General features: G+C 66.0%; 29 protein-coding genes and 1 tRNA gene. 15 read left to right on the plus strand and 15 right to left on the minus strand.

Annotated features, from left to right (window positions below):
• The first annotated feature begins 5 nt into the window (after positions 1-5).
• The 3 genes from D5084_RS16385 to D5084_RS16395 all read left to right on the plus strand — a co-directional run bounded on the left by D5084_RS16385 (position 6) and on the right by D5084_RS16395 (position 2,093).
• Positions 6-506: a hypothetical protein gene (locus tag D5084_RS16385; RefSeq protein WP_155523142.1), complete on the plus strand. Its 501-nt coding sequence runs from the start codon at positions 6-8 to the stop codon at positions 504-506.
• Positions 503-1,264 (plus strand): hypothetical protein, encoded by a 762-nt coding sequence (locus tag D5084_RS16390; RefSeq protein ID WP_128516587.1) that lies wholly within the window; start codon positions 503-505, stop codon positions 1,262-1,264. Before D5084_RS16385 ends, D5084_RS16390 begins: the two co-directional genes overlap by 4 nt.
• 379 nt (positions 1,265-1,643) lie before the next feature.
• A complete protein-coding gene (locus D5084_RS16395; RefSeq protein WP_128516588.1) occupies positions 1,644-2,093 on the plus strand; it encodes a hypothetical protein in 450 nt (149 codons plus the stop codon).
• 118 nt (positions 2,094-2,211) lie between these two features.
• Here the strand turns inward: D5084_RS16395 and D5084_RS16400 are convergent, their stop codons facing one another.
• The 5 genes from D5084_RS16400 to D5084_RS16420 form a co-directional block, all read right to left on the minus strand.
• Positions 2,212-2,634 (minus strand): very short patch repair endonuclease, encoded by a 423-nt coding sequence (locus tag D5084_RS16400; protein ID WP_128516589.1) that lies wholly within the window; start codon positions 2,632-2,634, stop codon positions 2,212-2,214.
• Positions 2,634-3,512 (minus strand): NaeI family type II restriction endonuclease, encoded by an 879-nt coding sequence (locus D5084_RS16405; RefSeq protein ID WP_128516590.1) that lies wholly within the window; start codon positions 3,510-3,512, stop codon positions 2,634-2,636. Before D5084_RS16405 ends, D5084_RS16400 begins: the two co-directional genes overlap by 1 nt.
• A gap of 63 nt (positions 3,513-3,575) precedes the next feature.
• Positions 3,576-4,535, minus strand: coding sequence for a DNA cytosine methyltransferase (locus D5084_RS16410; protein WP_128516591.1), 960 nt, complete (start codon positions 4,533-4,535; stop codon positions 3,576-3,578).
• A 406-nt stretch (positions 4,536-4,941) separates the two neighbouring features.
• Positions 4,942-5,016: transfer RNA gene (locus D5084_RS16415), tRNA-Asn, on the minus strand.
• Between the two features lie 69 nt (positions 5,017-5,085).
• Positions 5,086-5,952 (minus strand): MBL fold metallo-hydrolase, encoded by an 867-nt coding sequence (locus D5084_RS16420; RefSeq protein ID WP_128516592.1) that lies wholly within the window; start codon positions 5,950-5,952, stop codon positions 5,086-5,088.
• Between the two features lie 58 nt (positions 5,953-6,010).
• On the opposite strand from D5084_RS16420, the gene D5084_RS16425 reads away from it, so the two are divergent.
• On the plus strand, positions 6,011-7,318 hold the full coding sequence (locus D5084_RS16425; protein WP_128516593.1) for an ATP-binding protein: 1,308 nt from the start codon (positions 6,011-6,013) through the stop codon (positions 7,316-7,318).
• Here the strand turns inward: D5084_RS16425 and D5084_RS16430 are convergent, their stop codons facing one another.
• Complete coding sequence (locus D5084_RS16430; protein ID WP_162302464.1) at positions 7,319-7,807, minus strand: CAP domain-containing protein; 489 nt, start codon at positions 7,805-7,807, stop codon at positions 7,319-7,321. It lies immediately after the preceding gene.
• A gap of 223 nt (positions 7,808-8,030) precedes the next feature.
• Between D5084_RS16430 and D5084_RS16435 the strand changes: the two genes are divergently transcribed.
• Positions 8,031-8,639: a CDP-alcohol phosphatidyltransferase family protein gene (locus D5084_RS16435; protein ID WP_128516595.1), complete on the plus strand. Its 609-nt coding sequence runs from the start codon at positions 8,031-8,033 to the stop codon at positions 8,637-8,639.
• On the opposite strand, the gene D5084_RS16440 is transcribed toward D5084_RS16435, so the two are convergent.
• Positions 8,636-9,802 (minus strand): FAD-binding domain-containing protein, encoded by a 1,167-nt coding sequence (locus tag D5084_RS16440; RefSeq protein WP_128516596.1) that lies wholly within the window; start codon positions 9,800-9,802, stop codon positions 8,636-8,638. The two genes, D5084_RS16435 and D5084_RS16440, sit on opposite strands and share 4 nt — an antisense overlap.
• Before the next feature lie 155 nt (positions 9,803-9,957).
• On the opposite strand from D5084_RS16440, the gene D5084_RS16445 reads away from it, so the two are divergent.
• The 5 genes from D5084_RS16445 to D5084_RS16465 all read left to right on the plus strand — a co-directional run bounded on the left by D5084_RS16445 (position 9,958) and on the right by D5084_RS16465 (position 13,404).
• Positions 9,958-10,590, plus strand: a complete 633-nt coding sequence (locus D5084_RS16445) for an ATP-dependent Clp protease proteolytic subunit (protein ID WP_128516597.1) — start codon at positions 9,958-9,960, stop codon at positions 10,588-10,590.
• Between the two features lie 140 nt (positions 10,591-10,730).
• Positions 10,731-11,993: an ATP-dependent Clp protease ATP-binding subunit ClpX gene (clpX, locus tag D5084_RS16450; RefSeq protein ID WP_128516598.1), complete on the plus strand. Its 1,263-nt coding sequence runs from the start codon at positions 10,731-10,733 to the stop codon at positions 11,991-11,993.
• 156 nt (positions 11,994-12,149) lie between these two features.
• Positions 12,150-12,524 carry an NADH:ubiquinone oxidoreductase subunit NDUFA12 gene (locus D5084_RS16455; RefSeq protein ID WP_128516599.1) on the plus strand — a complete coding sequence of 125 codons (375 nt, stop codon included), beginning with the start codon at positions 12,150-12,152 and terminating at the stop codon, positions 12,522-12,524.
• Positions 12,524-12,997 carry an outer membrane lipid asymmetry maintenance protein MlaD gene (gene mlaD, locus D5084_RS16460; RefSeq protein ID WP_128516600.1) on the plus strand — a complete coding sequence of 158 codons (474 nt, stop codon included), beginning with the start codon at positions 12,524-12,526 and terminating at the stop codon, positions 12,995-12,997. Before D5084_RS16455 ends, mlaD begins: the two co-directional genes overlap by 1 nt.
• The gene (locus D5084_RS16465; RefSeq protein WP_128516601.1) at positions 12,994-13,404 is read left to right on the plus strand and encodes a DUF2155 domain-containing protein; all 411 of its coding nucleotides are present in this window, start codon (positions 12,994-12,996) and stop codon (positions 13,402-13,404) included. The genes mlaD and D5084_RS16465 overlap by 4 nt, the downstream gene beginning before the upstream one ends.
• Here the strand turns inward: D5084_RS16465 and aat are convergent.
• The 3 genes from aat to accB all read right to left on the minus strand — a co-directional run bounded on the left by aat (position 13,326) and on the right by accB (position 15,944).
• Positions 13,326-14,003, minus strand: coding sequence for a leucyl/phenylalanyl-tRNA--protein transferase (gene aat / locus D5084_RS16470; RefSeq protein ID WP_128516602.1), 678 nt, complete (start codon positions 14,001-14,003; stop codon positions 13,326-13,328). The genes D5084_RS16465 and aat overlap by 79 nt on opposite strands.
• Positions 14,004-14,083: 80 nt before the next feature.
• Positions 14,084-15,430, minus strand: coding sequence for an acetyl-CoA carboxylase biotin carboxylase subunit (gene accC, locus D5084_RS16475; RefSeq protein ID WP_128516603.1), 1,347 nt, complete (start codon positions 15,428-15,430; stop codon positions 14,084-14,086).
• A 10-nt stretch (positions 15,431-15,440) separates the two neighbouring features.
• Positions 15,441-15,944, minus strand: coding sequence for an acetyl-CoA carboxylase biotin carboxyl carrier protein (gene accB / locus D5084_RS16480; RefSeq protein WP_128516604.1), 504 nt, complete (start codon positions 15,942-15,944; stop codon positions 15,441-15,443).
• Positions 15,945-16,233: 289 nt separating this feature from the next.
• On the opposite strand from accB, the gene D5084_RS16485 reads away from it, so the two are divergent.
• From D5084_RS16485 to preA, 3 genes are all read left to right on the plus strand, one after another.
• On the plus strand, positions 16,234-17,550 hold the full coding sequence (locus D5084_RS16485) for an NAD(P)-dependent oxidoreductase (RefSeq protein WP_128516605.1): 1,317 nt from the start codon (positions 16,234-16,236) through the stop codon (positions 17,548-17,550).
• A gap of 82 nt (positions 17,551-17,632) precedes the next feature.
• Complete coding sequence (locus D5084_RS16490; RefSeq protein WP_238382690.1) at positions 17,633-18,154, plus strand: DedA family protein; 522 nt, start codon at positions 17,633-17,635, stop codon at positions 18,152-18,154.
• 69 nt (positions 18,155-18,223) lie between these two features.
• Positions 18,224-19,522, plus strand: a complete 1,299-nt coding sequence (gene preA / locus D5084_RS16495) for an NAD-dependent dihydropyrimidine dehydrogenase subunit PreA (RefSeq protein ID WP_128516607.1) — start codon at positions 18,224-18,226, stop codon at positions 19,520-19,522.
• Between the two features lie 48 nt (positions 19,523-19,570).
• Here the strand turns inward: preA and D5084_RS16500 are convergent, their stop codons facing one another.
• The 4 genes from D5084_RS16500 to D5084_RS16515 form a co-directional block, all read right to left on the minus strand.
• On the minus strand, positions 19,571-19,864 hold the full coding sequence (locus D5084_RS16500) for a hypothetical protein (RefSeq protein WP_128516608.1): 294 nt from the start codon (positions 19,862-19,864) through the stop codon (positions 19,571-19,573).
• An 83-nt stretch (positions 19,865-19,947) separates the two neighbouring features.
• Positions 19,948-20,568, minus strand: coding sequence for a TetR family transcriptional regulator C-terminal domain-containing protein (locus D5084_RS16505; protein ID WP_128516609.1), 621 nt, complete (start codon positions 20,566-20,568; stop codon positions 19,948-19,950).
• A gap of 118 nt (positions 20,569-20,686) precedes the next feature.
• The gene (locus tag D5084_RS16510; RefSeq protein ID WP_128516610.1) at positions 20,687-21,148 is read right to left on the minus strand and encodes a heme-degrading domain-containing protein; all 462 of its coding nucleotides are present in this window, start codon (positions 21,146-21,148) and stop codon (positions 20,687-20,689) included.
• An 8-nt stretch (positions 21,149-21,156) separates the two neighbouring features.
• Positions 21,157-21,804 carry a TetR/AcrR family transcriptional regulator gene (locus D5084_RS16515; protein WP_128516611.1) on the minus strand — a complete coding sequence of 216 codons (648 nt, stop codon included), beginning with the start codon at positions 21,802-21,804 and terminating at the stop codon, positions 21,157-21,159.
• 122 nt (positions 21,805-21,926) lie between these two features.
• Here D5084_RS16515 and D5084_RS16520 point away from each other — a divergent pair, with 122 nt between their 5' ends.
• Both D5084_RS16520 and hydA read left to right on the plus strand, forming a co-directional pair.
• The gene (locus tag D5084_RS16520) at positions 21,927-23,177 is read left to right on the plus strand and encodes a Zn-dependent hydrolase (RefSeq protein ID WP_128516921.1); all 1,251 of its coding nucleotides are present in this window, start codon (positions 21,927-21,929) and stop codon (positions 23,175-23,177) included.
• Between the two features lie 295 nt (positions 23,178-23,472).
• Positions 23,473-24,924: a dihydropyrimidinase gene (hydA, locus tag D5084_RS16525; RefSeq protein WP_128516612.1), complete on the plus strand. Its 1,452-nt coding sequence runs from the start codon at positions 23,473-23,475 to the stop codon at positions 24,922-24,924.
• Between the two features lie 5 nt (positions 24,925-24,929).
• Here the strand turns inward: hydA and D5084_RS18405 are convergent, their stop codons facing one another.
• On the minus strand, positions 24,930-25,070 hold the full coding sequence (locus tag D5084_RS18405; RefSeq protein WP_155523143.1) for a hypothetical protein: 141 nt from the start codon (positions 25,068-25,070) through the stop codon (positions 24,930-24,932).
• Positions 25,071-25,077 lie beyond the last annotated feature (7 nt).

Raw genomic sequence — 25,077 nt, forward strand, 5'->3', positions numbered from 1 at the left:
CTATGATGACCTACGCTATTCAGCCGCCGGAGAAGGACATTGATCTTCGGCTCGCCGTCGAAACCCTTCGCGACGCGATCCGCGAGGAACACGCCTCGCGCCACCGGACGTATGACCGCGAGCGCGACATCTACCTCACGCGCGAAGGCTTCGTGCCGCTCGCCGATGAAGCTGTCGAGGAGCGGCTGACCGCCACGCTCGGCTACTACCTGTTGACCGAACCCGACCCGGGCGACTGGTTCCGCCGCAGCCTCGCGCGCTACCTCGCCTCGAAGCAGCTCAGCCTCACCGAGCCGGAGGAGCTGAAGCAGATCGCCGCCTACCTCTGCATCACCGAGCCGGAGTCACCCATCTCGATGATCGTCTGGCTGGAAAAGTGCAAGCCGAGCATCAGTTCTGTCCGCTCCAACGACTTCGCCGTATATTGGGCGAAGTGGACCGTCGCCGCAGAGGAGCGCCGTATCGCGGGCATTCGCGCCCTCGCCTTCGAGGAGGAGGCGCAATGACGACCTCGGCTGAACGCGAATACGCCCACCGCCGCGTCTACGGTCGCTCGTGGGGCTTCAACGTCCACAAGGGAGCGAAGGCGCTGCGCGCGGTCGAATGGCGGCGCTACCTCCATCCCTACGGCTATTGGTTCGTTCCCGGCGTGGGCGACGATCCCGGCACCGAGTATCTGTTCAATCGGGAGTATCGCCCCATTCACCGCCGTCCGTTCAAGACGCGCGTGGACAAGACGGCGATGTTTCCGACCGACCGCTTCCCCGACGGCGGCTCCGCAAACCACTTCCTCGCAGGGGTGCCCGCGCCCCTAGTCGGCCCGCATCCGGCTCACCGTAAGGAGCTTCGTGCCCGCCTCGGCAAGGAAGGGGCGGAGCGCATTCACGGGATCGCTTTCGAGGGATGGTTCTACTTCGACGGCAACCCGCCCTATCGGGACGAAGATTGGGAGGTTCATACTTGGGCGACGCTCGACGCCTTCATCGGCGGCGAGGACATTCGGCATCGCTTCTTCTCGACACACGAGCCCTTCACGTTCCCGGACGGCTACCACGTGCCGAAATTGCGCGGTTTCGATCCGTGGGTCACGGAGGAGCTACCCCGCCTTCGGCGATGGAGCGCGGTCTACACCGACAGTCCGCCGTATCCTGATCGGCCCGAAAGGTGGTTCACGAAGGACGGCCCCGCGCCGATCACGAGACCGCAGCCCACCGCCTCCCGCGCCCGCGCGCGTAGGCACGATGCTTTGGCCGACCGCGCCTAGCGCCCGCCCGTCCCGGATCGCCCAACCGGGGCGGGCTCCCGAGCCCCTTCCTGGGCTCTCCGCCGCACGTTACTTCTGCACCCAACAATTCGATTGTTTCACCTAGCCTAAACGGATCGTTTCCGGCCCACTCTCGCCCGACAACATTGACTCACTCCGCCCCGCGTGGCACCTTCTTCGGGTCGCGTGGATGTGGAAGAGAGCCGGGTGGAACTCCCGGATTTGCGCAAGCATCCTGCAAGCCGCTTGAGCCGCTAAAGGGCTCTTAGTCCGAACCACCGGATGCGGGCCGACTTCAACCAACCTTGCGTTGGTCGGGTCGGCCTTTTTGATTCTTGGGTCGGTCCGGTCGGCGCTCCTAGCTCAAGGAGAGCAAGCTATGAGTGTGCAAAACACGATCAACATTAATCGAGCCATCGAAATCAACATCGCGGACCGTCTCGAACACCGACCGGGCGAGGACGCTTGGGACGGGTCCGAGCCGGATTTCTACCGGATCGCGTTGGAACTCGACTACCTCGAAGCCCTAGAGCTTCGTGGTTGGTGGGGGGCGTTCAGCAACTGCATGTATTGCGAGCAGGTGTTGCGCAATTTCGGACCTCTGGTGTCGGCGGCGGCAACCCATGAGACCTCCGGCGAGCACGCGGATGGTCTTGTTGTAACATTGAACATTCTCGACGCCATCTGGTGGCACCTAGACTGGCAGATGTTCGTCGCTCAGCGCGACGACAAAGCGCAGCGATACATGAGGTTCATCCAGCATCTGATTGCTGAGCTGCGTCGGCATCTCAAGGCCCAGCAAGGTTCCGAAGCAGTCGCCGCCGAGTAGCCTCAATAACCCTTGCTCGACCAACTCCCAACGACCGCGTAGGCTTCCCCTCGCTGGTCCCTCTCAGGGTGAGGGGATCGCCCCATAGAAGGCCCCGGGATCGCTCCCGGGGCCTTCGTCATTCCGGGCCTCCGAGGAACAGCCGAATGCGCTCCTGCAGGGCGGTTTCATCGCGCGTCTCGCACTCCCAGATCACGAGCACCCGCCATCCCGCCGCGCGCAGCGCCGCCTGCGCCACCGCGTCGCGCTCGACGTTGCGCGCCAGCTTCGGCGTCCAGTAGCCCTCGTTGCTCTTGGGCGGTCGCCCGTCGAGGCATTCGGCCTTGTCGTGCTGATGCCAGAAACAGCCGTGAACAAAGATCACCGCGCGGCGCGGTCCGAAGACCAGATCAGGATTCCCCGGCAGGTCCTTGCGATGCAGCCGGTATCGGTAGCCTATCCCGTGGGCGAGACGGCGCACCACCATCTCGGGCTTCATATCGCGGCTGCGGATGCGCCGCATATTCGCGCTGCGCCGCTCCGGGCTGATCCGGTCGGCCACTACACACGCCAGCCCGCCGCCCGCGCCGCTGCCAGTTCATCCGGCGCGGTCGGGCGGTAGGACACGAAGTCACCGAGGGGGAGCCCGAGCCGACGGATCAGCGGGCCGTCATAGGTGCCGGACAGCAGCAGGATACCTTCGGCGGCAAGCCGGTCGCGCGTTCCGCGCCCGTCGTCCGACCGGATACGGCGCATGAAGTCCTTCTGGCGCGCGACCGCCTCGACCGTCTCACGCGAGATAGGCACGCCCCGCACCTCGCGGAACAACGCCATGACGCGGGCGTTGCCGCTGTTCCCGGTGAAGATGCGTTCCACCGCGTCGGGCGGCACCGTGCGCCAGAAGTTCGGCGGGTAGGGGTGATCTGCGAAGATCCAGAGAATGTGCTGAAACTGCGGCCTAGCGATGCTGCGCTTCGCGTCTCGGTTCGCCCCGGCGGTGAGATACTCGGGCCGCGCGACGACCAGCCCGAGCGCGCACCGCGCCCGGTCTTCGTCCGCCGCCACGAGGATGCAGGGATGCCCGACCGCCTCCTGCGGGATCATCCAGTTGCCCGTCATCGTGTGCTTGATGTCGGTGTCGTGGCCCGCCACACGGGTATCGAGCCGACCGCGCGGCAGCTTGAGCAGCGCCCGCAGCATAATCTCGACGCGGGTGCCGATGTAGGTCTTCTCGGTCTTCTCCAGCTCGGCATACGACCGCCGCCCCGTTCTGGGCGTCTGGATCACGTCGTCAATGACCTCGCGCAGCAGGGCCGGAACCTCTGCCGCCAGCCGTCCCGGTCCGCCCGCACGGCGTTCCAGATCGGCGCGGATCGCCGAGAGCGTCGCGAAGTCGGGATGCCCCGGCACAACAATGCTGGCGGGTAACGTCTTGGCCAAGCCCGGTGATTCCCCTCACTGTTCGGAGGGGCAATGTTGCACACGGGCGGCGGAGCGTCGAGCTTAGCTGCCGACGGCGTAGACGCGGCGGACGCTCAGCGCAGCGGCCACGCTCTTGCCCACGGCACGGGCGACCGGCGGCGGGAAGGCGTTCCCGACCTGCCGATAGGCGGCGGTCTTGCGACCCGTGAAGGTCCAATCGTCCGGGAAGCCCTGCAGGCGCGCAACCATCGGCACCGTGAGCCTCGGCATCCCCACGAAGTCGCGCCCGGGCGCTTCCTCGGCGACCGTCTTGCCGTTCACGCCGAGCGTTTCCCACGCCCGCCGCGCCCTCGTTGGGCCGAGGTCCGGTCCGCCGTGCTTCTTCGATCCACCCACGATGGTCGGCGCGATCTCATCGGCCCGCTTCGCCCACGCAGAGGCTCCCGGCCAGCCGTTCGCGGCCATCATATCGCGGAGCACAGCCCCGACTTTGGGCGGATTGTGATGCTGTTCCTCGGGCCACTCGAAGCCGTCGGCGAGGTCGGACCGGACGGCGACGATCACGACACGCGGGCGGAGTTGCGGAACGCCGAAGTGCGAAGCGTTGAGCAGCCGCCAATCGGTGACGTAGCCGAGTTTGGCGAGCTGGCGCTTCAGCCCCTCGCGGTAGTCGTGAAACACTGCGTCGAGGAAGCCGCGCACGTTCTCGATCATCACTCCCTTGGGCCGGGTCGCGGCGACGATCTCAAGGGCGTCCGGGAACAGGTTGCGTTCATCCGCCGCCCCGAGCTGCTTTCCGGCGACCGAGAAGGGCGGGCACGGAAGCCCACCGGCTAGAAGGTCGATCCCGGCGAAGGCGGACGCCTGTTCCTTGAAGCAGCGCAGGTCTTCTTCGAGGACGTTCCAGTTGGGCCGGTTCGCCCGCAGCGTGGCGCAGCAGTGCGGGTCTATCTCGATCAGCGCGCGATGCTCGAAGCCTGCCTGTTCGAGCCCGAGAGCCTGTCCGCCCGCGCCCGCGCATAACTCCACCGACGTCAACATATCGCCGCTCTCCCGCCCGGATGCCCTACAGGTAGGTGTAGCCGAGTGAATCGGCCTTGTCCCGCCCAAATTGATGTTCTCCGATTATTCCTAGCAGAGCGTTACCGCCGTCGCAAGCCGAGCGACGCGCCCACCGGACCCCGCCTCAATCCGCTGGGCTTTTCTTTCCACTCTGGGATCGGGTATACTTACCGCGTTGAAGCTGCTCGCTCGCTTTGCTCAACATCGGACGCTCTCGGGACGAAACCCCGCCCGGTCTAGCCCGAGGGCGTCCACCCCTCCCCAAGCCACGATATGCACCGGTTTCGAGCCCGAAAGGGGCCGTATGCTAGCCTTAAACCAGCCCTAACAGCTAGTCTTACCGCCGCCGAGGGCGGCTATCTCTGGGCTAACTATCTGAGAAGATTGGCTCCGGCGGTAGGGATCGAACCTACGACCAATTGATTAACAGTCAACTGCTCTACCGCTGAGCTACGCCGGAACACGCGGGGTCTATAGCAAGGCATGTCGGGAGCGGCAAGAGGCAAAACCGGGGAAAATGCGGCTGGGGTCACCTGAGTGCGAATTCGGCCTCGGGATGCAGGTCGGGGTCAGCCTTCACCAGGTTTCTTGTCGCCAGATCAATAAGATGCGCCAGCACGTTGCGCGCGGCCGCGGGCAAGAGCTGCGACGGGGTGCCGGAATAGACCCGCGAGGTCAGCGCGGGAATGCGGGCAGGTCCCTCGGCCAGCGCGGCAAGGATCTGCGCCTCGCGGCCCCGTCGGTGGGCGATCAGGTCGGCCAGGCGGCGGGCAGGGTCGCCGACCGGCGCGCCGTGGCCGGGCAGACAGCGGGTCCAGGACGTCTCGCTCAGCCGCTGAAGCGAGGCCATGTAGGCGGCCATGTCTCCGTCCGGGGGCGAGACGACGGAGGTGGACCAGCCCATGACGTGGTCTCCGGAAAAAAGCGTATCCCCCAGGGCCAGGCAAAGGTGGCCGCCAAGATGGCCGGGCGTGTGGAGCGCCCGCAGCGTCCAGTCCGGGCCCGACAGGCTTTCGCCGTCCGACAGGATGACATCCGGCGCGAAGCCGTGGTCCAGCCCTTCGCCGTGATCGGGCAGGGTAGGGGCCAGCCGGGCCATCACCGCGCTGCGCCCTGCGGTTGCGGGGCCGAAGGCGTGGATCGGCGCCCCGGTCAGCGCGGCGAGCCGCTGCGCAAGGGCCGAGTGGTCCCGATGGGCGTGGGTGACGATGATCCGGTCGATCTGCTGTCCCGGCCCGAGGGCGGCCAGGATGGCGGACAGATGCGCGGGGTCGTCCGGGCCTGGGTCGATCACCGCAAGGCGGGCGGCTCCGACCAGCCAGGTATTGGTCCCGGCCCCGGTCAGCGGCGAGGGGTTCGGGGCAAGGAGGCATCGGATCGGCGGGTCTGCGGTCATGCGGCTTTCCGGTCGGGTGGCTTTCCAAAGGAGCGGGGGCCAGATAGGCTTTGCCGCGATGTCGGTCTTGCAACGTATCTTTCCCAGGGGCCTTTACGGCCGCGCGGCGCTGATCCTGATCGTGCCGATCCTTGCCATACAGCTGGTCTTTTCCACCGAGTTCATCCAGCGCTTCTATGAAGACGTGACCGGGCAGATGACGCAAGGGGTGGCGATCGACCTGGCCTTCCTGATGGACGAGATTGCCGCCAGTCCTTCGCTGGAGGCCGCGCGCGACCGGGTGACGCCGCTGGCCACGGCGCTGGAGATCACCCTGACGCTTCCCGCGGGCGAGGGCGCGCCGCTGGCGGACCGCAAGAACCGGATCGACCTGTCCGGCGACACGATCATCTCGACCCTGCACAGCCGGCTGCCCGGACTGGTTGCGGTGGATCTGACCCGGCAGGACCGGATGGTGAACCTGCGCTTCGACAGCCCGTTCGGTCCGGTGCAGGCCGAAGTCAGCCGGCGGCGGATGTCGGCCGCCAATCCGCACCAGCTGATCGTGCTGATGCTCTTCGCCTCGGTGCTTCTGACGGTGATCGCCTATTACTTCCTGCGCCGCCAGTTGCGCCCCATCACCAAGCTGGCCGAGGCGGCCGAGGCCTTCGGCAAGGGGCGCTCGGTCCGCTATCGCCCGCGCGGTGCGCTGGAGGTGCGGGCGGCGGGCCGGGCCTTCCTGGACATGCGGGCGCGGATCGAGCGGCAGATCGAGCAGCGGACGCTGATGCTGTCCGGCGTCAGTCACGACCTGCGCACGCCCCTGACACGGATGCGGCTGGCCTTGTCGCTGATGCCGGAGGATCCCGAGGTGGCGGCGCTGCAGGCCGATGTGATGCAGATGGAGCGGATGGTCGATGAGTTCCTTTCCTTCGTCCGGGGGGACGCGATGGAAAGCTCGGTCCCGACGGATGTCGTCGCCCTGGTGCGGGGGGTCGCCGACCGGACGGGGGCGGTGCTGGCCGGTGTCGAAGGCCCGGCCGAGCCGGTGATGATGCGGCCGCAGGCGATCGTGCGGGCGGTGGAAAATCTGGTCGGCAACGCGCAGCGCTTCGGCAAGCGGGTGGAGTTGCGCCTGATCTTTCAGGAGCGCAGCCTGCGGATCGTGGTCGAGGATGACGGCCCGGGCATCCCGGCGGATCGGCGCGAGGAAGCCCTGCGCCCCTTCACCCGGCTGGAGGCGTCCCGCGATCCGAACCGGGGGGCGGGGGTGGGGCTGGGCTTGTCGATCGCGTCCGACATCGCGCTGAGCCACGGCGGCGCGTTGCGGCTGTCGGAGAGCGAGACGCTGGGCGGGTTACGGGTGGACCTGGTGATCGCGCGCTGATCACTTCGATGCGCCGACCACGATGATCCAGTGCAGCTTGTTGTCCGGTGGCGGGCTGAGCGCGATGCCGACGCCGACTTCACGCGCCTTGCGCAGCAGGATGTTGTTCTTGTGCTTGGGCGAATGCATCCACCATTCCACCGCGCGGGCCCCGCTGCCAAAGCCCCGGCCGGTGTTTTCCGCCGCCGTCCGGAAGGCATATCCGGCGCGGCGCAGGCGGGTCTTCAGCGTGCCGCCGTCCGAAGAGGTATGGCTGATCGATCGGCGCATGGCGTTGTCGCAGGCATGGCCCTGGGCGGCCTTGTCCAGCTTGGCCGAAAGGGTCAGCGGCGACAGGCCGTGGGCCTTGCGTTCGGCGTTCAGGTGGCTGAGCAGTTCCTGCTGCATGGCATTCGCATTGGGCGGGATCGTGCAGCCTGCCTGGGCCGCAGCCCCAAGGCAGATCATGGCGGAAGCGGCAAAAGCCGCAAACGTCAGGCGCATGGACATGGCGGCTCCCCTGAGTAAGTCACTGTCCCGTGATTCCAGACCAGTTGGGCCAGATTCTGGCAGAATGTGGCGCAATTGGTGATTTACGCGAGAATTGTGCGCAAGGACACTCATCTTGCAGTCGAGTAGGCAGGACTTGGCCAAGACATGGGCAGGACCCCGCGGAAAGTTGACTTTCCATGTGCCGGACAACCGCGGAAGGATGGGGTGATGAGGAGGCGCCATGCTGGACGGGTTGATGCGCGGGGTAATCAACACCCCATTGGACGAGGGCGGGCGCTGGCTTGCGGCGCGCGGCGCTTCGGCCAATGCGGTGACGCTGGCGGGGCTGGCGCTTGGGCTTGTGGCGGCGGTGCTGATCGGGTTCGGCTGGTCGGGCCTTCTTGTCGCGGCGGTTCTGCTGGCCAGTCGTCTGGCAGACGGGCTGGACGGGGCGGTGGCGCGGGCGCGGGGCAAGTCGGATTTCGGCGGTTTTCTCGACATCGTCTGCGACTTCGCCTTTTACGGCGCGATCCCGCTGGCCTTCGTGCTGCGCGATCCGGGGGCGAACGGTGTGGCGGGGGCGTTTCTTCTGTTCAGCTTCTACGTCAATGCCGCGACCTTTCTGGGCTATGCGATCCTTGCAGAGAAGCACGGGCTTGAGACCCGGTCGCGCGGGGAGAAGTCGCTTTATTTCACCGCCGGGCTGATGGAGGGGACCGAGACGATCCTCTGTTTTCTGGTGCTGGTGCTGTGGCCTGCGCTTTTCGTGCCGCTGGCCTGGATCTTCGGGGTGCTGTGCGTCGTGACGGCGCTGGCGCGGATCCTTCTGGCGGCGCGGACGTTCCGCTAACCCGTCACCGCCTCGCGGAACCGGAAGAAGCCGTGCGTGGCATGGGGCCAGGCCAGCCGGTCATGGTCGCGCAGAACGCGGGCAAACCGGAGGCCCTGCGGGATGGTCAGGCGCGCAAGCCTGTCCAGCGCCGAGGCGATGGGTCCTGTCGCGGCGTAGGGCGTGGCGATCTGCGTCACCCCTTCGCGCCCGGCATGGTCAAGCAGCGCGGAAAGGTCGTTCGGGCCGAAACGCGGGGCCTCCGGGGCGCCGAGGCGGGTCAGGGCGTCGCTGATGGCCCGTTCGGTGAACTGCCGGACCGGACCCGCGACAGCCAGCGGCGAGCGGCCCGCCACGTCCGTCAGGACAGCCACAGCGCGGGGGCGGAGGCCCTGGTCCAGCAGGATTTCCGGGCAGAGGTCCTCTTCGGTGACAAGCAGAAGGGTAGGGGCCGTGAGGTCAAGCCTGTCGCCTTCGGGCGCGGGGTGGGGGGCGGGAAGGGGCTGCATCGGCAGGGGCGGGGCATTTGGGACCAGTCCTTCCGGCCGGAAGCGGCCGCGCGTGTTCGCCGCGATGTTTTCGGCGGTCGCAAGATAGGTCTTGCCCGGCGTGTGCAGTCCCCCGACCCAGCGCCAGGACAGTGTGTTCGAGGCCGGGTCGCCGTCGATCAGGTGGCGCAGGAAGAAGTCCGCCCCCAGCTCCCAGGGCAGGCGCAGAGTGAAGATCCAGATCGAGGCGAACCACATCCGGGCGTGGTTGTGCAGATAGCCGGTGGCGATCAGTTCCTGGGCCCAGTGGTCGAAGCCGTCGATCCCGGTTTCGCCCAGCATCGCGGCCTCGGCCCGGGCGGCAAGGCCAGGTTCGACGGCAAGACGGTTCAGCGCCGCCTGGAGCCCTTGCCGGTAGGCGGTCCAGACCGATGGCCGAAGCTCCAGCCAGCCTTTCCAGTAGGTCCGCCACCAGACCTCGGCCAGGAACTTCTCGGCCCCGCGGGGATGGGCGCGGAGAGTGGCGTCGATCACCTCGGCCTCGGTCACCAGCCGGTGCCGCAGCCAGGGCGAGAGGGCGGAGACATGCGGATGGCCGGGCAGGTCCAGATTGCGCAGATCGGCATAGGCGCGGCCCGCGCGAGGGAGGAAGGCAGTCAGGCGGTCAAGGCCGGCGGCGCGGGTCGGTGTGAACATGATCGGGGTTTAGAGTGCATATGCGCCATTTCAAGGCGCAGGCCCCCCGTGGCAAAAGCGTCCGGGGTGCCCTTGCAGCCCCCGTTCCGCCCCACTAAGACTCTCGCAATACTTTGGACGATATTCCTCGACAAAGACACGAGAGGCAGGCCCCGATGCGCGATCCCGTTGACCATTACATGAACACGCTCGTCCCCATGGTCGTCGAACAGACGAGCCGCGGCGAACGCGCCTATGACATCTACAGCCGGTTGTTGAAGGAGCGGATCATCTTCCTGGCCGGCCCGGTGCACGACGGCATGTCCAGCCTGATCTGCGCGCAGCTTCTGTTCCTGGAATCGGAGAATCCGACCAAGGAAATCAGCATGTACATCAACAGCCCCGGCGGCGTGGTGACGGCGGGCCTGTCGATCTATGACACGATGCAGTACATCCGGCCGAAGATTTCCACCCTGGTGATCGGGCAGGCGGCCTCGATGGGCTCGCTTCTGCTGACCGCGGGCGAGAAGGGGATGCGCTTCAGCCTGCCGAACAGCCGGATCATGGTGCACCAGCCCTCGGGCGGCTATCAGGGCCAGGCGACCGACATCTGGATCCATGCGCAGGAGACGCTGAAGCTGAAGCGGCGCCTGAACGAGATCTACGTCAGGCACACCGGCAACGACTATGACACCGTCGAGGCGGCGCTGGAGCGTGACAACTTCATGTCGGCCGAGGATGCCAAGGCCTGGGGTCTGATCGACCAGATCCTGGAAAGCCGTGGAAAGGCCGACGATACGTCGAAATGACGCCCCTTTTCCGCACGATGGTCCGGTCGACTTTCGTGCGGGTTTTTCGGATTGTGGAGCCTTGGGGGTTGGCCTAGAGTTGCCCGCAAGGCACCGGCCCCGCGGCGCGGGAACCAGGGTGCAAAGTTAGAGGACTGCGGATGGCGAACAACACCGGCGGCGACAGCAAGAATACCCTCTACTGCTCGTTCTGCGGCAAAAGCCAGCATGAAGTGCGCAAGCTGATCGCGGGGCCCACGGTCTTCATCTGCGACGAATGTGTCGAACTGTGCATGGACATCATCCGCGAGGAGACGAAGACCACGGGTCTGAAATCCTCGGACGGTGTGCCGACCCCGCGGGAAATCTGCAAGGTGCTGGACGACTATGTGATCGGTCAGGTCCATGCCAAGCGCGTGCTGTCGGTGGCGGTGCACAACCATTACAAGCGGTTGAACCATTCCTCGAAGAACGACATCGAACTGTCGAAGTCGAACATCCTGCTGATCGGCCCCACGGGCTGCGGCAAGACGCTGCTGGCCCAGACGCTGGCGCGAATCCTGGACGTGCCCTTCACGATGGCGGATGCCACCACGCTGACCGAGGCGGGCTATGTCGGCGAGGATGTGGAGAACATCATTCTCAAGCTCCTGCAGGCCAGCGAATACAACGTCGAACGCGCGCAGCGCGGGATCGTCTACATCGACGAGGTCGACAAGATCACGCGCAAGTCCGACAACCCCTCGATCACCCGCGACGTGAGCGGCGAGGGCGTGCAGCAGGCGCTGCTGAAGATCATGGAGGGCACCGTTGCGTCGGTGCCGCCGCAGGGGGGCCGCAAGCATCCGCAGCAGGAATTCCTTCAGGTCGATACCACGAACATCCTGTTCATCTGCGGCGGCGCCTTCGCCGGTCTGGAAAAGATCATCGCGCAGCGCAACAAGGGGTCGGGCATCGGCTTCGGCGCCGATGTGAAGGGCCCCGAAGAGCGCAGCGTGGGCGACCTGTTCAAGGAGCTGGAACCTGAGGATCTGCTCAAGTTCGGCCTGATCCCGGAATTCGTCGGCCGTCTGCCGGTCATTGCCACGCTGACCGACCTGGACGAGGCGGCGCTGGTGACGATCCTGACCGAACCTAAGAATGCGCTGGTGAAACAGTATCAGCGCCTGTTCGAGATCGAGGGCGTGAAACTGACCTTCACACCGGATGCGCTGACCGCCATCGCCAAGCGCGCGATCAAGCGCAAGACCGGCGCGCGCGGCCTGCGGTCGATCATGGAGGACATCCTTCTGGACACCATGTTCGAACTGCCCGGCATGGACGGGGTCGAGGAAGTGGTGGTCAAGGAAGAGGCGGTGAACTCGGGCGCAAAGCCGATGCTCGTCTACACCGAGACGAAGAAGAAAGAGCCGGTCAAGGCCTGATCCGGTCGCGCTGGTGATCGAAGGCGGGCCGCAAGCCCGCCTTTTCGTTTGTCCTGTCGGCGGGACATCCGCTGGCGCCCCCCGAGGGATGCGCCTTCGCCCTAGACCTTGGCGAGGCTTTCGGCCATATGGGGGAAAACGAAGACGGAGGCCCCGATGTACTTCCTCAAACGCCTGCTGACCTGGTGGAACAGCCAGACCATCGGCACCCAGCTGTTCACCGCCCGCAAGGGTGTGCGGGTCGGCGAGGATGACGCGGGCAACGTCTTCTACCAGACCGCCGACGGCAAGCGGCGCTGGGTGATCTACAACGGCGACATGGAAGCCTCGCGCGTGTCGCCGGACTGGCACGGCTGGTTGCACCACACCTGGGACGAACCGCCGACCAAGGCCCCGCTCAAGCACAAGCCCTGGGAAAAGCCGCATCAGGAGAACCTGACCGGCACCGAGGCTGCCTATGTCCCGCCGGGCTCGATCCGCCGCGCCGATCCCGTCGCCCGGCGCGACTATGAGGCCTGGGCCCCCGAGTGATGGCCTACGAACGCGCAGAAATCCTGGCCGGGGCCGCGGTTCTGGCCGTGGCGCTTGGCTTCACGCTGTATGCCGCGCGCGGGGCAGGGCTGGGGAGCACGGGCGACAGCTATCCGCTGACCGCCAGCTTCCGGTCGATCGAAGGCGTGAGCATCGGCACCGACGTGCGGCTGGCCGGCGTCAAGGTCGGCACGGTGACCGACATCAGGCTGAACCCGGAAACCTATTTCGCCGATGCCACGATCTCGATGCGCAAGGATGTGGCGGTGCCGGTCGATTCGACCATCCTGATCGCGTCCGAAGGGCTGTTGGGCGGCACCTTCGTCGAGGTCCAGCCCGGCGGCGCGCTGGAGATGCTGGAGCCGGGTGGCGAGATCGAGGACACGCAAGGCGCGGTCAGCCTGATTACGCTTCTGATGAAATTCGCGGGCGGCGGCGCGGCTGCGGCCGAAGCCGAGCCTGCCGCGCCATGAGGGCGCTTTGCCTAACCCTGGCTCTGGCGCTCGCGCTTCCGGCCCAGGCGCAGGAGGCCGGGCCGGAGTTCACCGACTCCAGCGGTGCCTCGCTGCGGTTTCTGGACAAGCTGACCAGCGAAACCGGAGATGTGACGCTGTCTCGCGGACAATCGGCCAAGTTCGGGCGGCTTCTGGTGCAACTGGACAGCTGCCGCTACCCGACCGACAACCCCGCCTCGGATGCCGAAGCGCATCTGACCATCCTGGAAGACTCCAGCAGAACGTCGCTGTTCTCTGGCTGGATGCTGGCGTCGTCGCCCGCCCTGTCGGCGCTGGACCATCCGCGCTATGACGTCTGGGTTCTGAGTTGCGTCTTGCCAGAGGCCGCGCCGCCGGAAGCGACCTCTCCGGTCGAGGGGGAGTAGCCTTCGGGATCGAAGGTTGCGGTCTGTTGCAGCGCATCGGCCAGTCGGCGGTGGTATTCGGCCCGCGGAATCTCCTGCCCGCCGAGGCTGGCGAGATGCGGGGTCAGGAACTGCGTGTCGAACAGCCTGAACCCCCCGGCCCGCAACCGGTGCACCGCATGGGCCAGGGCCACCTTAGATGCGTCGGTCGTGCGCGAGAACATGCTTTCGCCAAAGAAGGCGGCGCCCAGCGTGACGCCGTAGACCCCGCCGACCAGGAGGTCGCCTTCACGGACTTCGATGCTGTGGGCAAAGCCCAGGCGGTGCAGCTGCAGATATAGTCGCTGGATGCGATGGCTGATCCAGGTTTCAGGACGATCAGCGCAGGCTTCGACCACTTTTTCGAAATCCAGATCGGTCGTCACCCTGAACTGTCCCGAGCGGAGGCGCTTTGCCAGCGACCGCGAGACGTGGAAGCCGTCGAGGGGCAACACCCCGCGGCGGCGCGGGTCGATCCAGTGGATTTCGGGGTCGTCGCGGCCATCGGACATCGGAAAGATGCCCATCGCATAGGCGCGCAACAGGATGTCGGGAGTGATGTCGTCGGCAGTTCCGGGCACCGCAAAATCCTTCGAAGGATTTTGCAAAAGTTTTCGAAAACTTTTGCGCTGAGGCGCCCGGTCCGGGCGCCCCGTTCAGATCAAGAGAACTGCTTTTCCAGCCACTTTTCCAGCCAGTGGATGTTGTACTCGCCGTTCTGGATGTCCGGCTCGGCCAGAAGCATGTGGAACAGCGGGATCGAGGTGTCGATGCCGTCGATGATAAGTTCGCTCAGCGCGCGTTTCAGCCGCGCCAAAGCCTCGGGCCGGTCGCGGCCGTGCACGATCAGCTTGCCGATGAGGCTGTCGTAATAGGGCGGGATGCGGTAGCCGTCGTAGATCGCGGAATCCATCCGCACGCCAAGGCCGCCCGGGGCGTGGAACTGGGTGATCCGTCCGGGGCAGGGGCTGAAGGCGGGGATCTTCTCGGCGTTGATGCGCACCTCGATGGCGTGGCCGTTGATCTCCAGCTCGTCCTGCGTGAAGGACAGCGGCAGGCCCGAGGCCACGCGGATCTGTTCGCGCACCAGATCGACGCCGAAGATCGCCTCGGTGACGGGATGTTCGACCTGCAGGCGGGTGTTCATCTCGATGAAGTAGAACCTGCCGTCCTCATACAGGAACTCGATCGTCCCCGCGCCGCCATACTTCAGCTTCTTCATCGCATTGGCGCAGATCGTGCCGATCTCGCTCCGCAGCTTCGGCGTGATCGCCGGACCCGGCGCCTCTTCGAAGACCTTCTGGTGCCGCCGTTGCAGCGAGCAGTCGCGTTCGCCCAGATGCACCGCGCCGCCCTTGCCGTCGCCGAAGACCTGGATCTCGATATGGCGGGGGCGCTGGAGGTATTTCTCCATGTAGACTTCGTCGTTGCCGAAGGCGTTCTTCGCCTCGGACCGCGCGGTGCGGAAGGCGACCTCCAGTTCGGTCGCGTTGGCGGCGACCTTCATGCCGCGCCCGCCACCGCCGGCGGTGGCCTTGATGATGACCGGATAGCCGATCTCTTCGGCGACGGTCCGGGCCGTCTCGAAGTCCGGCACACCGCCGTCCGAGCCGGGAACGACCGGGATGCCCAGTTCTTTCGCCGTGACCTTGGCGGTGATCTTGTCGCCCATGATGCGGATGTGTTCCGCCGAGGGACCGATGAAGGTGATGCCGTGATCTTCCAGCGCCTGGGCGAAAGCCGCGTTCTCGGACAGGAAGCCGTAGCCCGGATGCACGGCTTGCGCGCCGGTGATCTCGCAGGCCGAGATGATGGCGGCCTTGGACAGATAGCTTTGCGACGAGGGCGCAGGGCCGATGCAGACGGACTCGTCCGCCATGCGGACATGCATCGCATCGGCGTCGGCGGTGGAATGGACCGCGACCGATTTGATCCCCATCTCGCGGGCGGCGCGGATCACGCGGAGGGCGATTTCCCCGCGGTTGGCGATCAGGATTTTATCGAACATGGGCAAGACCTTATTCGATAATCATCAGGGGGGCGCCATATTCGACCGGGTGGCCGTCCTCGACCAGGATGCGCTTGACGGTGCCCGCGCGCGGGGCGGGAATGTGGTTCATGGTCTTCATCGCCTCGATGATGAGGACAGTCTGACCTTCCGCCACTTGCGAGCCGATGGTGACGAAGGGCGCGGCGCCGGGTTCGGCTGCGAGGTAGACGGTTCCGACCATGGGCGAGGTCACCGCGCCGGGATGCTGCGCCGGGTCGTCGACGGCGGCGGAGGGGGTCGGGGTAGGCGCGGGGGCCGAGGCGGCATGTGCCGTCGGGGCCGGGGCCTGGGCGACGGGGGCAGGGGCCGCGGCGACCGTCACGACATTCGCCTGCTTGACGACGCGAACCTCCAGACTGTCATCCTCGCCATATTCCCGCTTCACGGACAGTTCGGTCAGGTCGTTCCTGTTCAGCAGCTCGGCAAGTGCCGAGATGAAGGCGACGTCGGTGTCGGTGGTCTGCTTGCTCATCGGGTCCTCTGTTCTTTTCTGCGCCTCAAGTCTGCGCTTCAAGTCTGCGCCTTGGGCGCGCGCGGCCTGGGCCCGGAGCCCCCCGCAGTCTGGTATTCGGCGCTTATACGCGAGCCGGTGAGGGCTGAAAAGCCGCGAAAGCGTTGGCGCTACCAGCCCGGCCTTTGTGCGCTGCCTGCAAGACGGGCAGCGCCGCAAAAAACTGCGGGCGATGAAAATTTACCGTTTGATAAAAAAACCGACCTGTGCCAGCCTTCACGAAACGATAAGCCAGGGAGGCCCCCAGCCCATGTCGAACAGTCCGCTTACGCCCGGAATCGTTGCCGGCCGCCTGTCCGCGGATGCCATCGCGCGAAACTTCAGTGACCATGAGCCGGCGTTCGACCGGCACGAAGCGCGCGTGGCGGCGGATCGCTGCTACTTCTGCCATGATGCGCCCTGCATCGCGGCCTGCCCGACCGCGATCGACATTCCGCTGTTCATCCGCCAGATCGCCACCGGCACGCCCGAGGCCGCGGCCAAGACGATCTGGAGCCAGAACATCCTGGGCGGAATCTGCGCCCGGGTCTGCCCGACGGAAACCCTGTGCGAAGAGGCCTGCGTGCGCGAGGCCGCCGAGGGCAAGCCGGTGGAGATCGGGCGGTTGCAGCGCTATGCGACGGATGTTGCGATGGCCAAGGGGCTGCATCCCTTCACCCGGGGTGCCCCCACGGGCAAGCGGGTGGCGGTGGTGGGCGCGGGTCCGGCGGGTCTGGCCTGTGCGCACCGTCTGGCCATGCACGGCCATGACGTGGTGGTGTTCGAACGGCGGCCCAAGGCGGGCGGTCTGAACGAATATGGCATCGCCAGCTACAAGGCGACCGGCGGTTTCGCGCAGAAAGAGGTGGACTGGCTCTTGTCCATCGGCGGGATCGAGATCCGCACCGGGGTCGAACTGGGCCGGGACGTGACGCTTGCCGAACTGGAGGCCGAGTATGACGCGGTCTTTCTCGGCATCGGCCTTGCGGGCGTGAACGCGCTGCGGGCGACGGGCGAGGACAAGGCGGGCGTGCGCAATGCAGTCGATTTCATCGCGGAGCTGCGCCAGTGCCCTGACCTTACCACCCTGCCGATCGGACGGGATGTCGTGGTGATCGGCGGCGGGATGACGGCGGTCGATGCGGCGGTGCAGTCCAAGCTGCTTGGTGCAGAGAACGTGACCATCGTCTATCGCCGGGGGCAGGAGAAGATGTCGGCCTCGGCCTATGAACAGGAGCATGCCACCAGCGTGGGCGTGCGGATCATCTGCAACGCGATGCCGGTGGCGATCCACGGCAACGGCGCGGTCCGCGAGGTGGAGTTCGCCTATACCGAAGAGACGCCCGAGGGGCTGAAATCCACGGGCGAGACCTTCCGGCTGAAGGCCGACCAGGTGTTCAAGGCCATCGGCCAGACGCTCGTCGGCGCGCCGGAGGGGTTGGCTGTCGCGGGCGGCAAGCTCGCTGGGCCGTCGGGAAAGGTCTGGGTCGGAGGCGATTGCGCGGCGGGCGGCGAGGACCTGACGGTGACTGCCGTGGCCGAGGGACGCGATGCCGCAGAAGCCATTCATCTGCATCTGATGGGCTGAGCCATGGCCGGAGCTTGCGCATTTCCGGCGGCGGGGCTAGGGCAGTTGCGGAAATCCGCGAAGGATGCTGCCCGTGCAAGGAATGATCGACGCCATTCTGGCCCTCGTCCGGGAAAACCGGGACTGGGCGTTCTGGATCGCGCTGGTCTTCGCGTTCGGCGAAAATCTGGCCTTCCTGTCGATCGTCATCCCCTCGACCGCGATCCTGCTGGGTGTGGGCGCGCTGGTGGCCACGGGCGAGTTGTCGCTGTTCCCGATCTGGGCAGGCGCCTCGATTGGAGCACTCATCGGCTCGATCGTCTCGTACTGGATCGGCTGGCGCTACGGTCAGGCGATCCTGTCGCTCTGGCCCTTCCGCAACCACCCGGATTTCGTCGAGAAGGGCAACGACGCCTTCCGTCGCTGGGGGGCCTTTGCGGTGACCATCGGTCATTTCTTCGGGCCCCTGCGCGCCGTCGTCTTCGTGATGGCCGGGATCGCCCGCATGTCGCCCATGGTCTTCATGGTGGTGAACTTCATCGGCTGCCTGGCCTGGGCCTATTTCACCCCGCTTTTCGGCGAGGTCGCGGGCCATCTGATCGGCTGGATCTGGTCGCTTTTCTGACCCGTGGCGGGCGGATCGCCCACCCTGCACTTCCCCCATCTCTCCCAGCGTGTCGCAAGGAGGCTTCCCATGGCTGACCTCAGCTCGAATTTCATCGGCATCAAGTCCCCGAACCCGTTCTGGCTGGCCTCGGCCCCGCCCACGGACAAGCAATACAACGTCGAGCGCGCCTTCGCGGCGGGCTGGGGCGGCGTGGTCTGGAAGACCCTGGGCGCGGAGGGCCCGCCCATCGTGAACGTGAACGGCCCGCGCTACGGTGCGATCTGGGGCGCGGACCGTCGCCTGCTGGGGCTGAACAACATCGAACTCATCACCGACCGCCCGCTGGAGGTGAACCTGCGCGAGATCAAGGAGGTCAAGCGCAAGTGGAAGGACCGGGCGCTGGTCATTTCGCTGATGGTGCCCTGCGAGGAGGACAGCTGGAAGGCGATCCTGAAACAGATCGAGGACACCGAGGCGGACGGTGTGGAACTCAACTTCGGCTGCCCGCACGGGATGGCCGAACGCGGCATGGGCTCGGCCGTGGGGCAGGTGCCGGAATACATCGAGATGGTCACGCGCTGGGTCAAGCAGTACAGCCGGATGCCCTGCATCGTGAAGCTGACGCCCAACGTCACCTCGATCCTGCCACCCGCAATGGCGGCCAAGCGCGGTGGGGCGGATGCGGTCAGCCTCATCAACACGGTGAAGTCGATCACGAATGTGGATCTCGACCACTTCTCGCCCTTCCCGATGATCGACGGCAAGGGCAGCCACGGCGGCTATTGCGGCCCGGCGGTCAAGCCCATCGCGCTGAACATGGTGGCCGAGATCGCCCGGCATCAGGAAACCCGGGGCCTGCCGATCAGCGGCATCGGCGGTGTCACCACCTGGCGCGACGCGGCAGAGTTCATGGCGCTTGGCGCGGGCAACGTGCAGGTCTGCACGGCGGCAATGACTTATGGCTTCAAGATCGTGCAGGAAATGATCTCGGGCCTGTCGCAGTATCTGGACGAAAAGCAGATGTCGCTTGACAGCCTGATCGGCCGCGCGGTGCCGAATTTCGTCGAATGGCAGCACCTGAACCTGAACTATGTGACCAAGGCGCAGATCGATCAGGACCTCTGCATCAAGTGCGGTCGCTGCTATGCGGCCTGCGAGGACACCAGCCACCAGGCCATTGCCATGTCGCCGGATCGGGTCTTCACCGTGAAGGACGAGGAATGCGTGGCCTGCAACCTGTGCGTCGATGTCTGCCCGGTGGAAAACTGCATCACCATGCGCGAACTGCCGAAAGGCGCGGTCGATCCGCGCACCGGCAAGGTGGTGGGCGATCATGCCGACTGGACTACGCACCCGAACAACCCGATGGCCCAGGCGGCAGAGTAGGTCCAGCCCCGATACCGCTGGCGGCCCGGTGCCGGTCCGGGCTGCGCCCTAGGGCAGGGGAAGCGGGCTGATCCCGGCGGCGATGCTGGCCTTGATATAGGCGGTGCGCGCTGCCTCGGCTGCGGCGGCGGCACCGGGGTCCGGCGCCAGTCCGGCCGTCATCAGCTGTGCCTCACCCCCTGCCGTGCGGGCGGCCTGCGTCACCGCATCGGACCGCATCGGAGCCGTGACCGGCCCCGCCGCCCCCCCGGAGTGACTGCCTCTGGGCCGTGGCTCCGCAACTGCGGGTATCGGCGCCTCGGCCACCGGCAGCGGTGCACGGATGCTGGTAATCATGACCATGACTCGCCCTCCTGTCCTGGTGCGTGAACGAGGGCATCTTAACGCAAAAGCAACGGTTTATCAGTCGGCTTTCCCCTAAGATTCTACCGATCCGCAGACAGCAGCCGGCTGAACAGGGTGTCAAGAAACCTGCCCGCCTCGGCAAAGGGGTCATGCCCCGGCCCCAGCACGGCGCGGACCTGCACCTCGAAGTCGGCATAGTGCTGGGTCAGCGCCCAGATCGAGAAGATCAGATGCACCGGATCGACCCGCGCGATGCGCCCCTCGTCCATCCAGCGGGTCAGCACCATCGCCTTTTCGGCCACCAGAGCGCGCAGGTCGCCTTCGATGGCGTCCCGCATCCGGGGCGCGCCTTGCAGGATCTCGTTGGCAAAGAGCCGGCTTTCCCTCGGGTAGTCCCGCGCCAGGTCCAGCTTGCGCCTGACATAGGCCTTGATCTCGTGCAGCGGCTCGCCCGCCGGGTCCATCGCCCGCAAGGGGTCGAGCCAGGTGTCCAGCAGCCCGGTCAGAAGCGCCTTGTGCACGGCCTCCTTGGAGGGAAAGTAGTACAGAAGGTTCGGCTTCGACAGCCCGGCCACTTCGGCGATCTGGTCCAGGGTCGCGCCCCGGAAGCCGTGCAGCGAGAACACCTCGAGCGCCGCGTCCAGAATGACCTCGCGGTTCTTCTGCTGGATACGCGAGCGGGGGCGGGCAGCGGTGGACATGAAGGGCCGGATTTCCTTGCGGGACCCCTTGGATAGCGCGGTTGCGGGGGGCAGGTCAAACCCTTCGCCCGGGTCCGGGGCGTGGCGTCCGACAGCGCCGGACAGCCTGGGGCGCGGTTCAGACCCGGGGCGAGGCCATCAAGGCCCGGATCCCGCGCACGACCAGCTTGTGATCCTCGACCTGCGGCAGGCCGGACACCGTCGCCACCGCCACCATGCCGGCACCCGCCACCCGGATCGGCACTGCGCCGCCGGCATCGGCATAGTCGTCCGACGCAAGCCCGTGCCGCGCCAGCGTCTCGTCCCGGGCCGCATTGCGCCGCCCGACCAGGAGCGAGGGCAGCTGGAACATCAGCGCGCTGTTCGACTTCCTTCGCGCCCAGCGGTCGTTCACCGGGGCGGAGCCGGGCAGGCCCGCGTGAAACAGCGTCCGATCCGCCGTGCGGATGTCGATGACCACCGGCAGATCCTCGGCCAGTGCCAGATCGACCAGGATCTGCCCCAGCCGCAATGCGGCCAGTTCGTCGAACCGGGGCAGGGTCAGTTCGGCGTATTCCGCCTCAAGCTCGGTGATATCCATGCGGCCCCCTAGATCGCCCCGATCCCGCGCAGGACCATGTCCTTGACGCTGGCCTTGGCCTCTTGCCACTGCTTGTCGGAGAGCGGCTTGCCGTTGTTCAGCGTCTGGATCTGGTGGCCGAAATCCGCGTAGTGCTGCGTCGTGGCCCAGAGCATGTAGAGCAGATGCCGCGGGTTCACGGGGCGCATCTTGCCTTCGTCGATCCAGCGCTGGATCACCGCGATCCGGCCATCGGTCCAGTCGCGCAGCGTCGTTTCCAGATAATCCTGGATCACCGGGGCGCCGTGCATCACCTCGGACGCCCAGACCTTGGAGCCATGCGGATGGGTGCGGCTGATGTCCATCTTGGCGTCGATATAGGCGCCGATGCCTTCCACCGGGCCGGGGGCATCGTCGAAACTGGAGGCCGCATCGAGCCAGATTTCGAAGATCTGCTGCACCACCTTGCGGTAGAGGTCCTCCTTGGTGGCGAAGTAGTAATGCAGGTTCGCCTTGGGCAGGCCGGCCATGTCGGCGATCAGCTGCATGGTGGCGCCCCCGAACCCGGCCTCGGCAAAGACCTTTTCGGCGGCTTCCAGGATCGCGCGCTCGTTCTCGCGCCGGATATCCGTGCGGCGGCCGGGCTTCAGGCGTGAAATCTGGGCGTCGCCGCTCATCGCTCCCCGGATTTTTGTTGACCGTATGGTCAGGTTGTGCTGCGCTTCACCTTGACCATACGGTCAGGAAACGAGTCGCGGCAAGGGGCAGGATGGCCCCGCGCGAACAGGGAGCCATGCAGATGCCAGCAACCGGGGACAACCTTCGGATCGATCCCGCACGCCTGTGGGACAGCCTGATGGAAATGGCCAGGATCGGCCCGGGTGTGGCGGGCGGCAACAACCGCCAGACCCTGACCGATGCCGACAGCGAGGGCCGCCACCTTTTCAAGCGCTGGTGCGAAGCGGCGGGCCTGTCGATGGGTGTCGATACCATGGGCAACATGTTCGCCACGCGCGCGGGCACGGATCCCGATGCGCTGCCGGTCTACATGGGCAGCCACCTCGACACCCAGCCGACGGGCGGGAAGTATGACGGCGTCCTGGGCGTCCTTGGCGCGCTGGAGGTGGTGCGGACGCTGAACGACATGGGGGTCAGGACGCGCCGCCCGATCGTGGTGACGAACTGGACCAACGAGGAGGGCACGCGGTTTGCGCCTGCCATGCTCGCCTCGGGTGTGTTCGCGGGGATGCACACGCAGGACTTCGCCTATGACCGTCGCGATGCGGACGGAAAGCGCTTCGGCGACGAGCTGGCCCGCATCGGCTGGGTCGGGGACGAGCCGGTGGGCGCGCGGAAGATGCATGCGATGCTGGAGCTGCATATCGAGCAGGGCCCGATCCTTGAAGCCGAAGGCAAGCAGATCGGCGTGGTCACGCATGGCCAGGGGCTCTGGTGGTTGCAGATCACTCTGACGGGGAAGGAGGCGCATACCGGCTCGACGCCGATGCACATGCGGGTGAACGCCGGCCTTGGCATGGCGCGGATCACCGAACGCGTGCACCAGATCGCAATGAGCCACCAGCCGAACGCCGTGGGCGCGGTGGGCCAGTGCAACGTCTATCCCAATTCGCGCAACGTGATCCCGGGGAAATGCGTGTTCACGGTGGATATCCGGTCGCCGGAACAGGCCAAGCTGGATGCGATGCGCGCCGAGGTTGAACGCGCCGCCCATGCGGTGGCGAAGGAGCTGGGCCTGGGTTGCGAGATCGAGCCGGTGGGCCATTTCGACCCCGTCACCTTCGACGCAGGGTTAGTGAAGATCGTCCGGCAATCTGCTGAAAAGCTGGGCTATTCCCATATGGACATCGTCAGCGGCGCCGGCCACGACGCCTGCTGGATCAACCGCGTCGCCCCCACGGTGATGATCATGTGCCCCTGCGTGGACGGCCTGTCGCACAACGAGGCGGAGGAGATCAGCCCGGAATGGGCGGCGGCGGGGACGGATGTGCTGCTGCACGCGGTGTTGGAAGTGGCGGAGGTGGTGGGGTGAGGCCTCTTCGCTCAGCTAATGTTGCGGCTGCTTTAGCTGCGTTGGCCTTTCTTTCCGCCTGCACCCCGGAAGAGTACGCCGCTGAGGTAGGCTACTATCAAGGTGGAGAGACTGTCTGGGATATTTGGGGAAGCTACAGCGACTTGGACGAGTGTCGAAATGCGGCGATTGATCGATACAATCAATACTTCGCCGAGGGTCGTGCCGTTTCTTGGGCTTGCCTCCTGAAGAACGGCGAAGGCGGCTACACCAGTAGGCACAGATAGGACTGCATTTGAGCAGGGAGCGATCATCAATGACCACCATCATCAAGAACGGCACCGTCGTCACCGCCGACCTTACCTACAAGGCCGATGTGCGGGTGGAGAACGGGGTGATCACCGAGATCGGGCAGGGCCTCACGGGCGGGACGGAGCTTGATGCGACCGGCTGCTATGTCATGCCCGGCGGGATCGACCCGCATACGCATCTGGAGATGCCCTTCATGGGCACCTATTCGGCGGACGACTTCGAGTCCGGCACCCGGGCGGCGCTGTCGGGCGGGACGACGATGGTCGTCGATTTCATCCTGCCGGGGCAGGGTCAGGACCTGATGGACGCGGCCAAGGTCTGGTCGAACAAGTCCACTCGGGCGACCTGCGATTACTCCTACCACATGGCCGTCACCTGGTGGGGCGAGAAGGTCTGGGAGGGGATCGCCGACTCCGCCAAGGCGGGGATCACCAGCTTCAAGCATTTCATGGCCTACAAGGGCGCGCTGATGGTGAACGATGATGAATTGTTCAACAGCTTCCGCCGGGTGGGCGACGTGGGCGGTCTGGCGATGGTCCATGCCGAGAACGGCGATGTGGTGGCGGAACTGACGGCGAAGCTCTTGAAGGAGGGCAACACCGGGCCGGAAGCCCACGCCTATTCCCGCCCGCCGCAGGTGGAGGGCGAGGCCACGAACCGCGCGATCATGATCGCCGACATGGCGGGGGTGCCGCTCTATGTCGTCCACGTCTCCTGCGAGGACGCGCATGAGGCGATCCGGCGCGCGCGCCAGCAGGGGAAACGGGTCTGGGGCGAGCCGCTGATCCAGCACCTGACGCTGGACGAAAGCGAATATTTCCACCCCGACTGGGACCATGCCGCGCGGCGGGTGATGTCGCCGCCCTTCCGCAACAAGCAGCATCAGGACAGCCTCTGGGCGGGTCTGATGTCCGGCAGCCTCTCGGTTGTCGCCACCGACCATTGCAGCTTTACCACCGAGCAGAAGCGCTTTGGTCGCGGCGACTTCTCGAAGATCCCGAACGGGACGGGGGGGCTGGAGGACCGGATGCCGATGCTCTGGACCCATGGCGTGAACACCGGGCGGCTGACGCCGAATGAATTTGTCGCGGTAACCTCGACCAACATCGCGAAAATCCTGAACTGCTACCCGAAGAAGGGTGCGGTGCTGGTGGGCGCGGATGCCGATCTGGTGGTCTGGGATCCGGAGAAGAGCAAGACGATCACGGCTGCCAGCCAGCAATCGAAGATCGACTACAACGTCTTCGAGGGCCACACCGTGAAGGGCCTGCCCCGGTTCACCCTGACCCGCGGCCATGTGGCCATCCACGACGGCGAGGTGCGCACGCAGGAAGGGCACGGAAAGTTCGTCCCCCGCGAGCCGCGCCCGGCGGTGAACCGCGCGCTGACCCGGTGGAAGGACCTGACCGCACCCCGCCCGGTGGAGCGGACGGGTATTCCGGCGACGGGGGTCTGACGGTGTCAGGGTTCTCCCGGTTCGCTTTCCTCGTCGTTCCGGTCCGAGGGCGCGAAGGCGATGATGGGGGCGTCGAAGTAGATCTCGTCCAGATCGTCCGGCGCCGGAGCAAAGGCGAGGGTCGTCTGCAAGATATTGATAAGCATGGCGGTC

The organism is Tabrizicola thermarum (assembly GCF_003574395.1).
Taxonomy (GTDB): Bacteria; Pseudomonadota; Alphaproteobacteria; order Rhodobacterales; family Rhodobacteraceae; genus Tabrizicola; species Tabrizicola thermarum.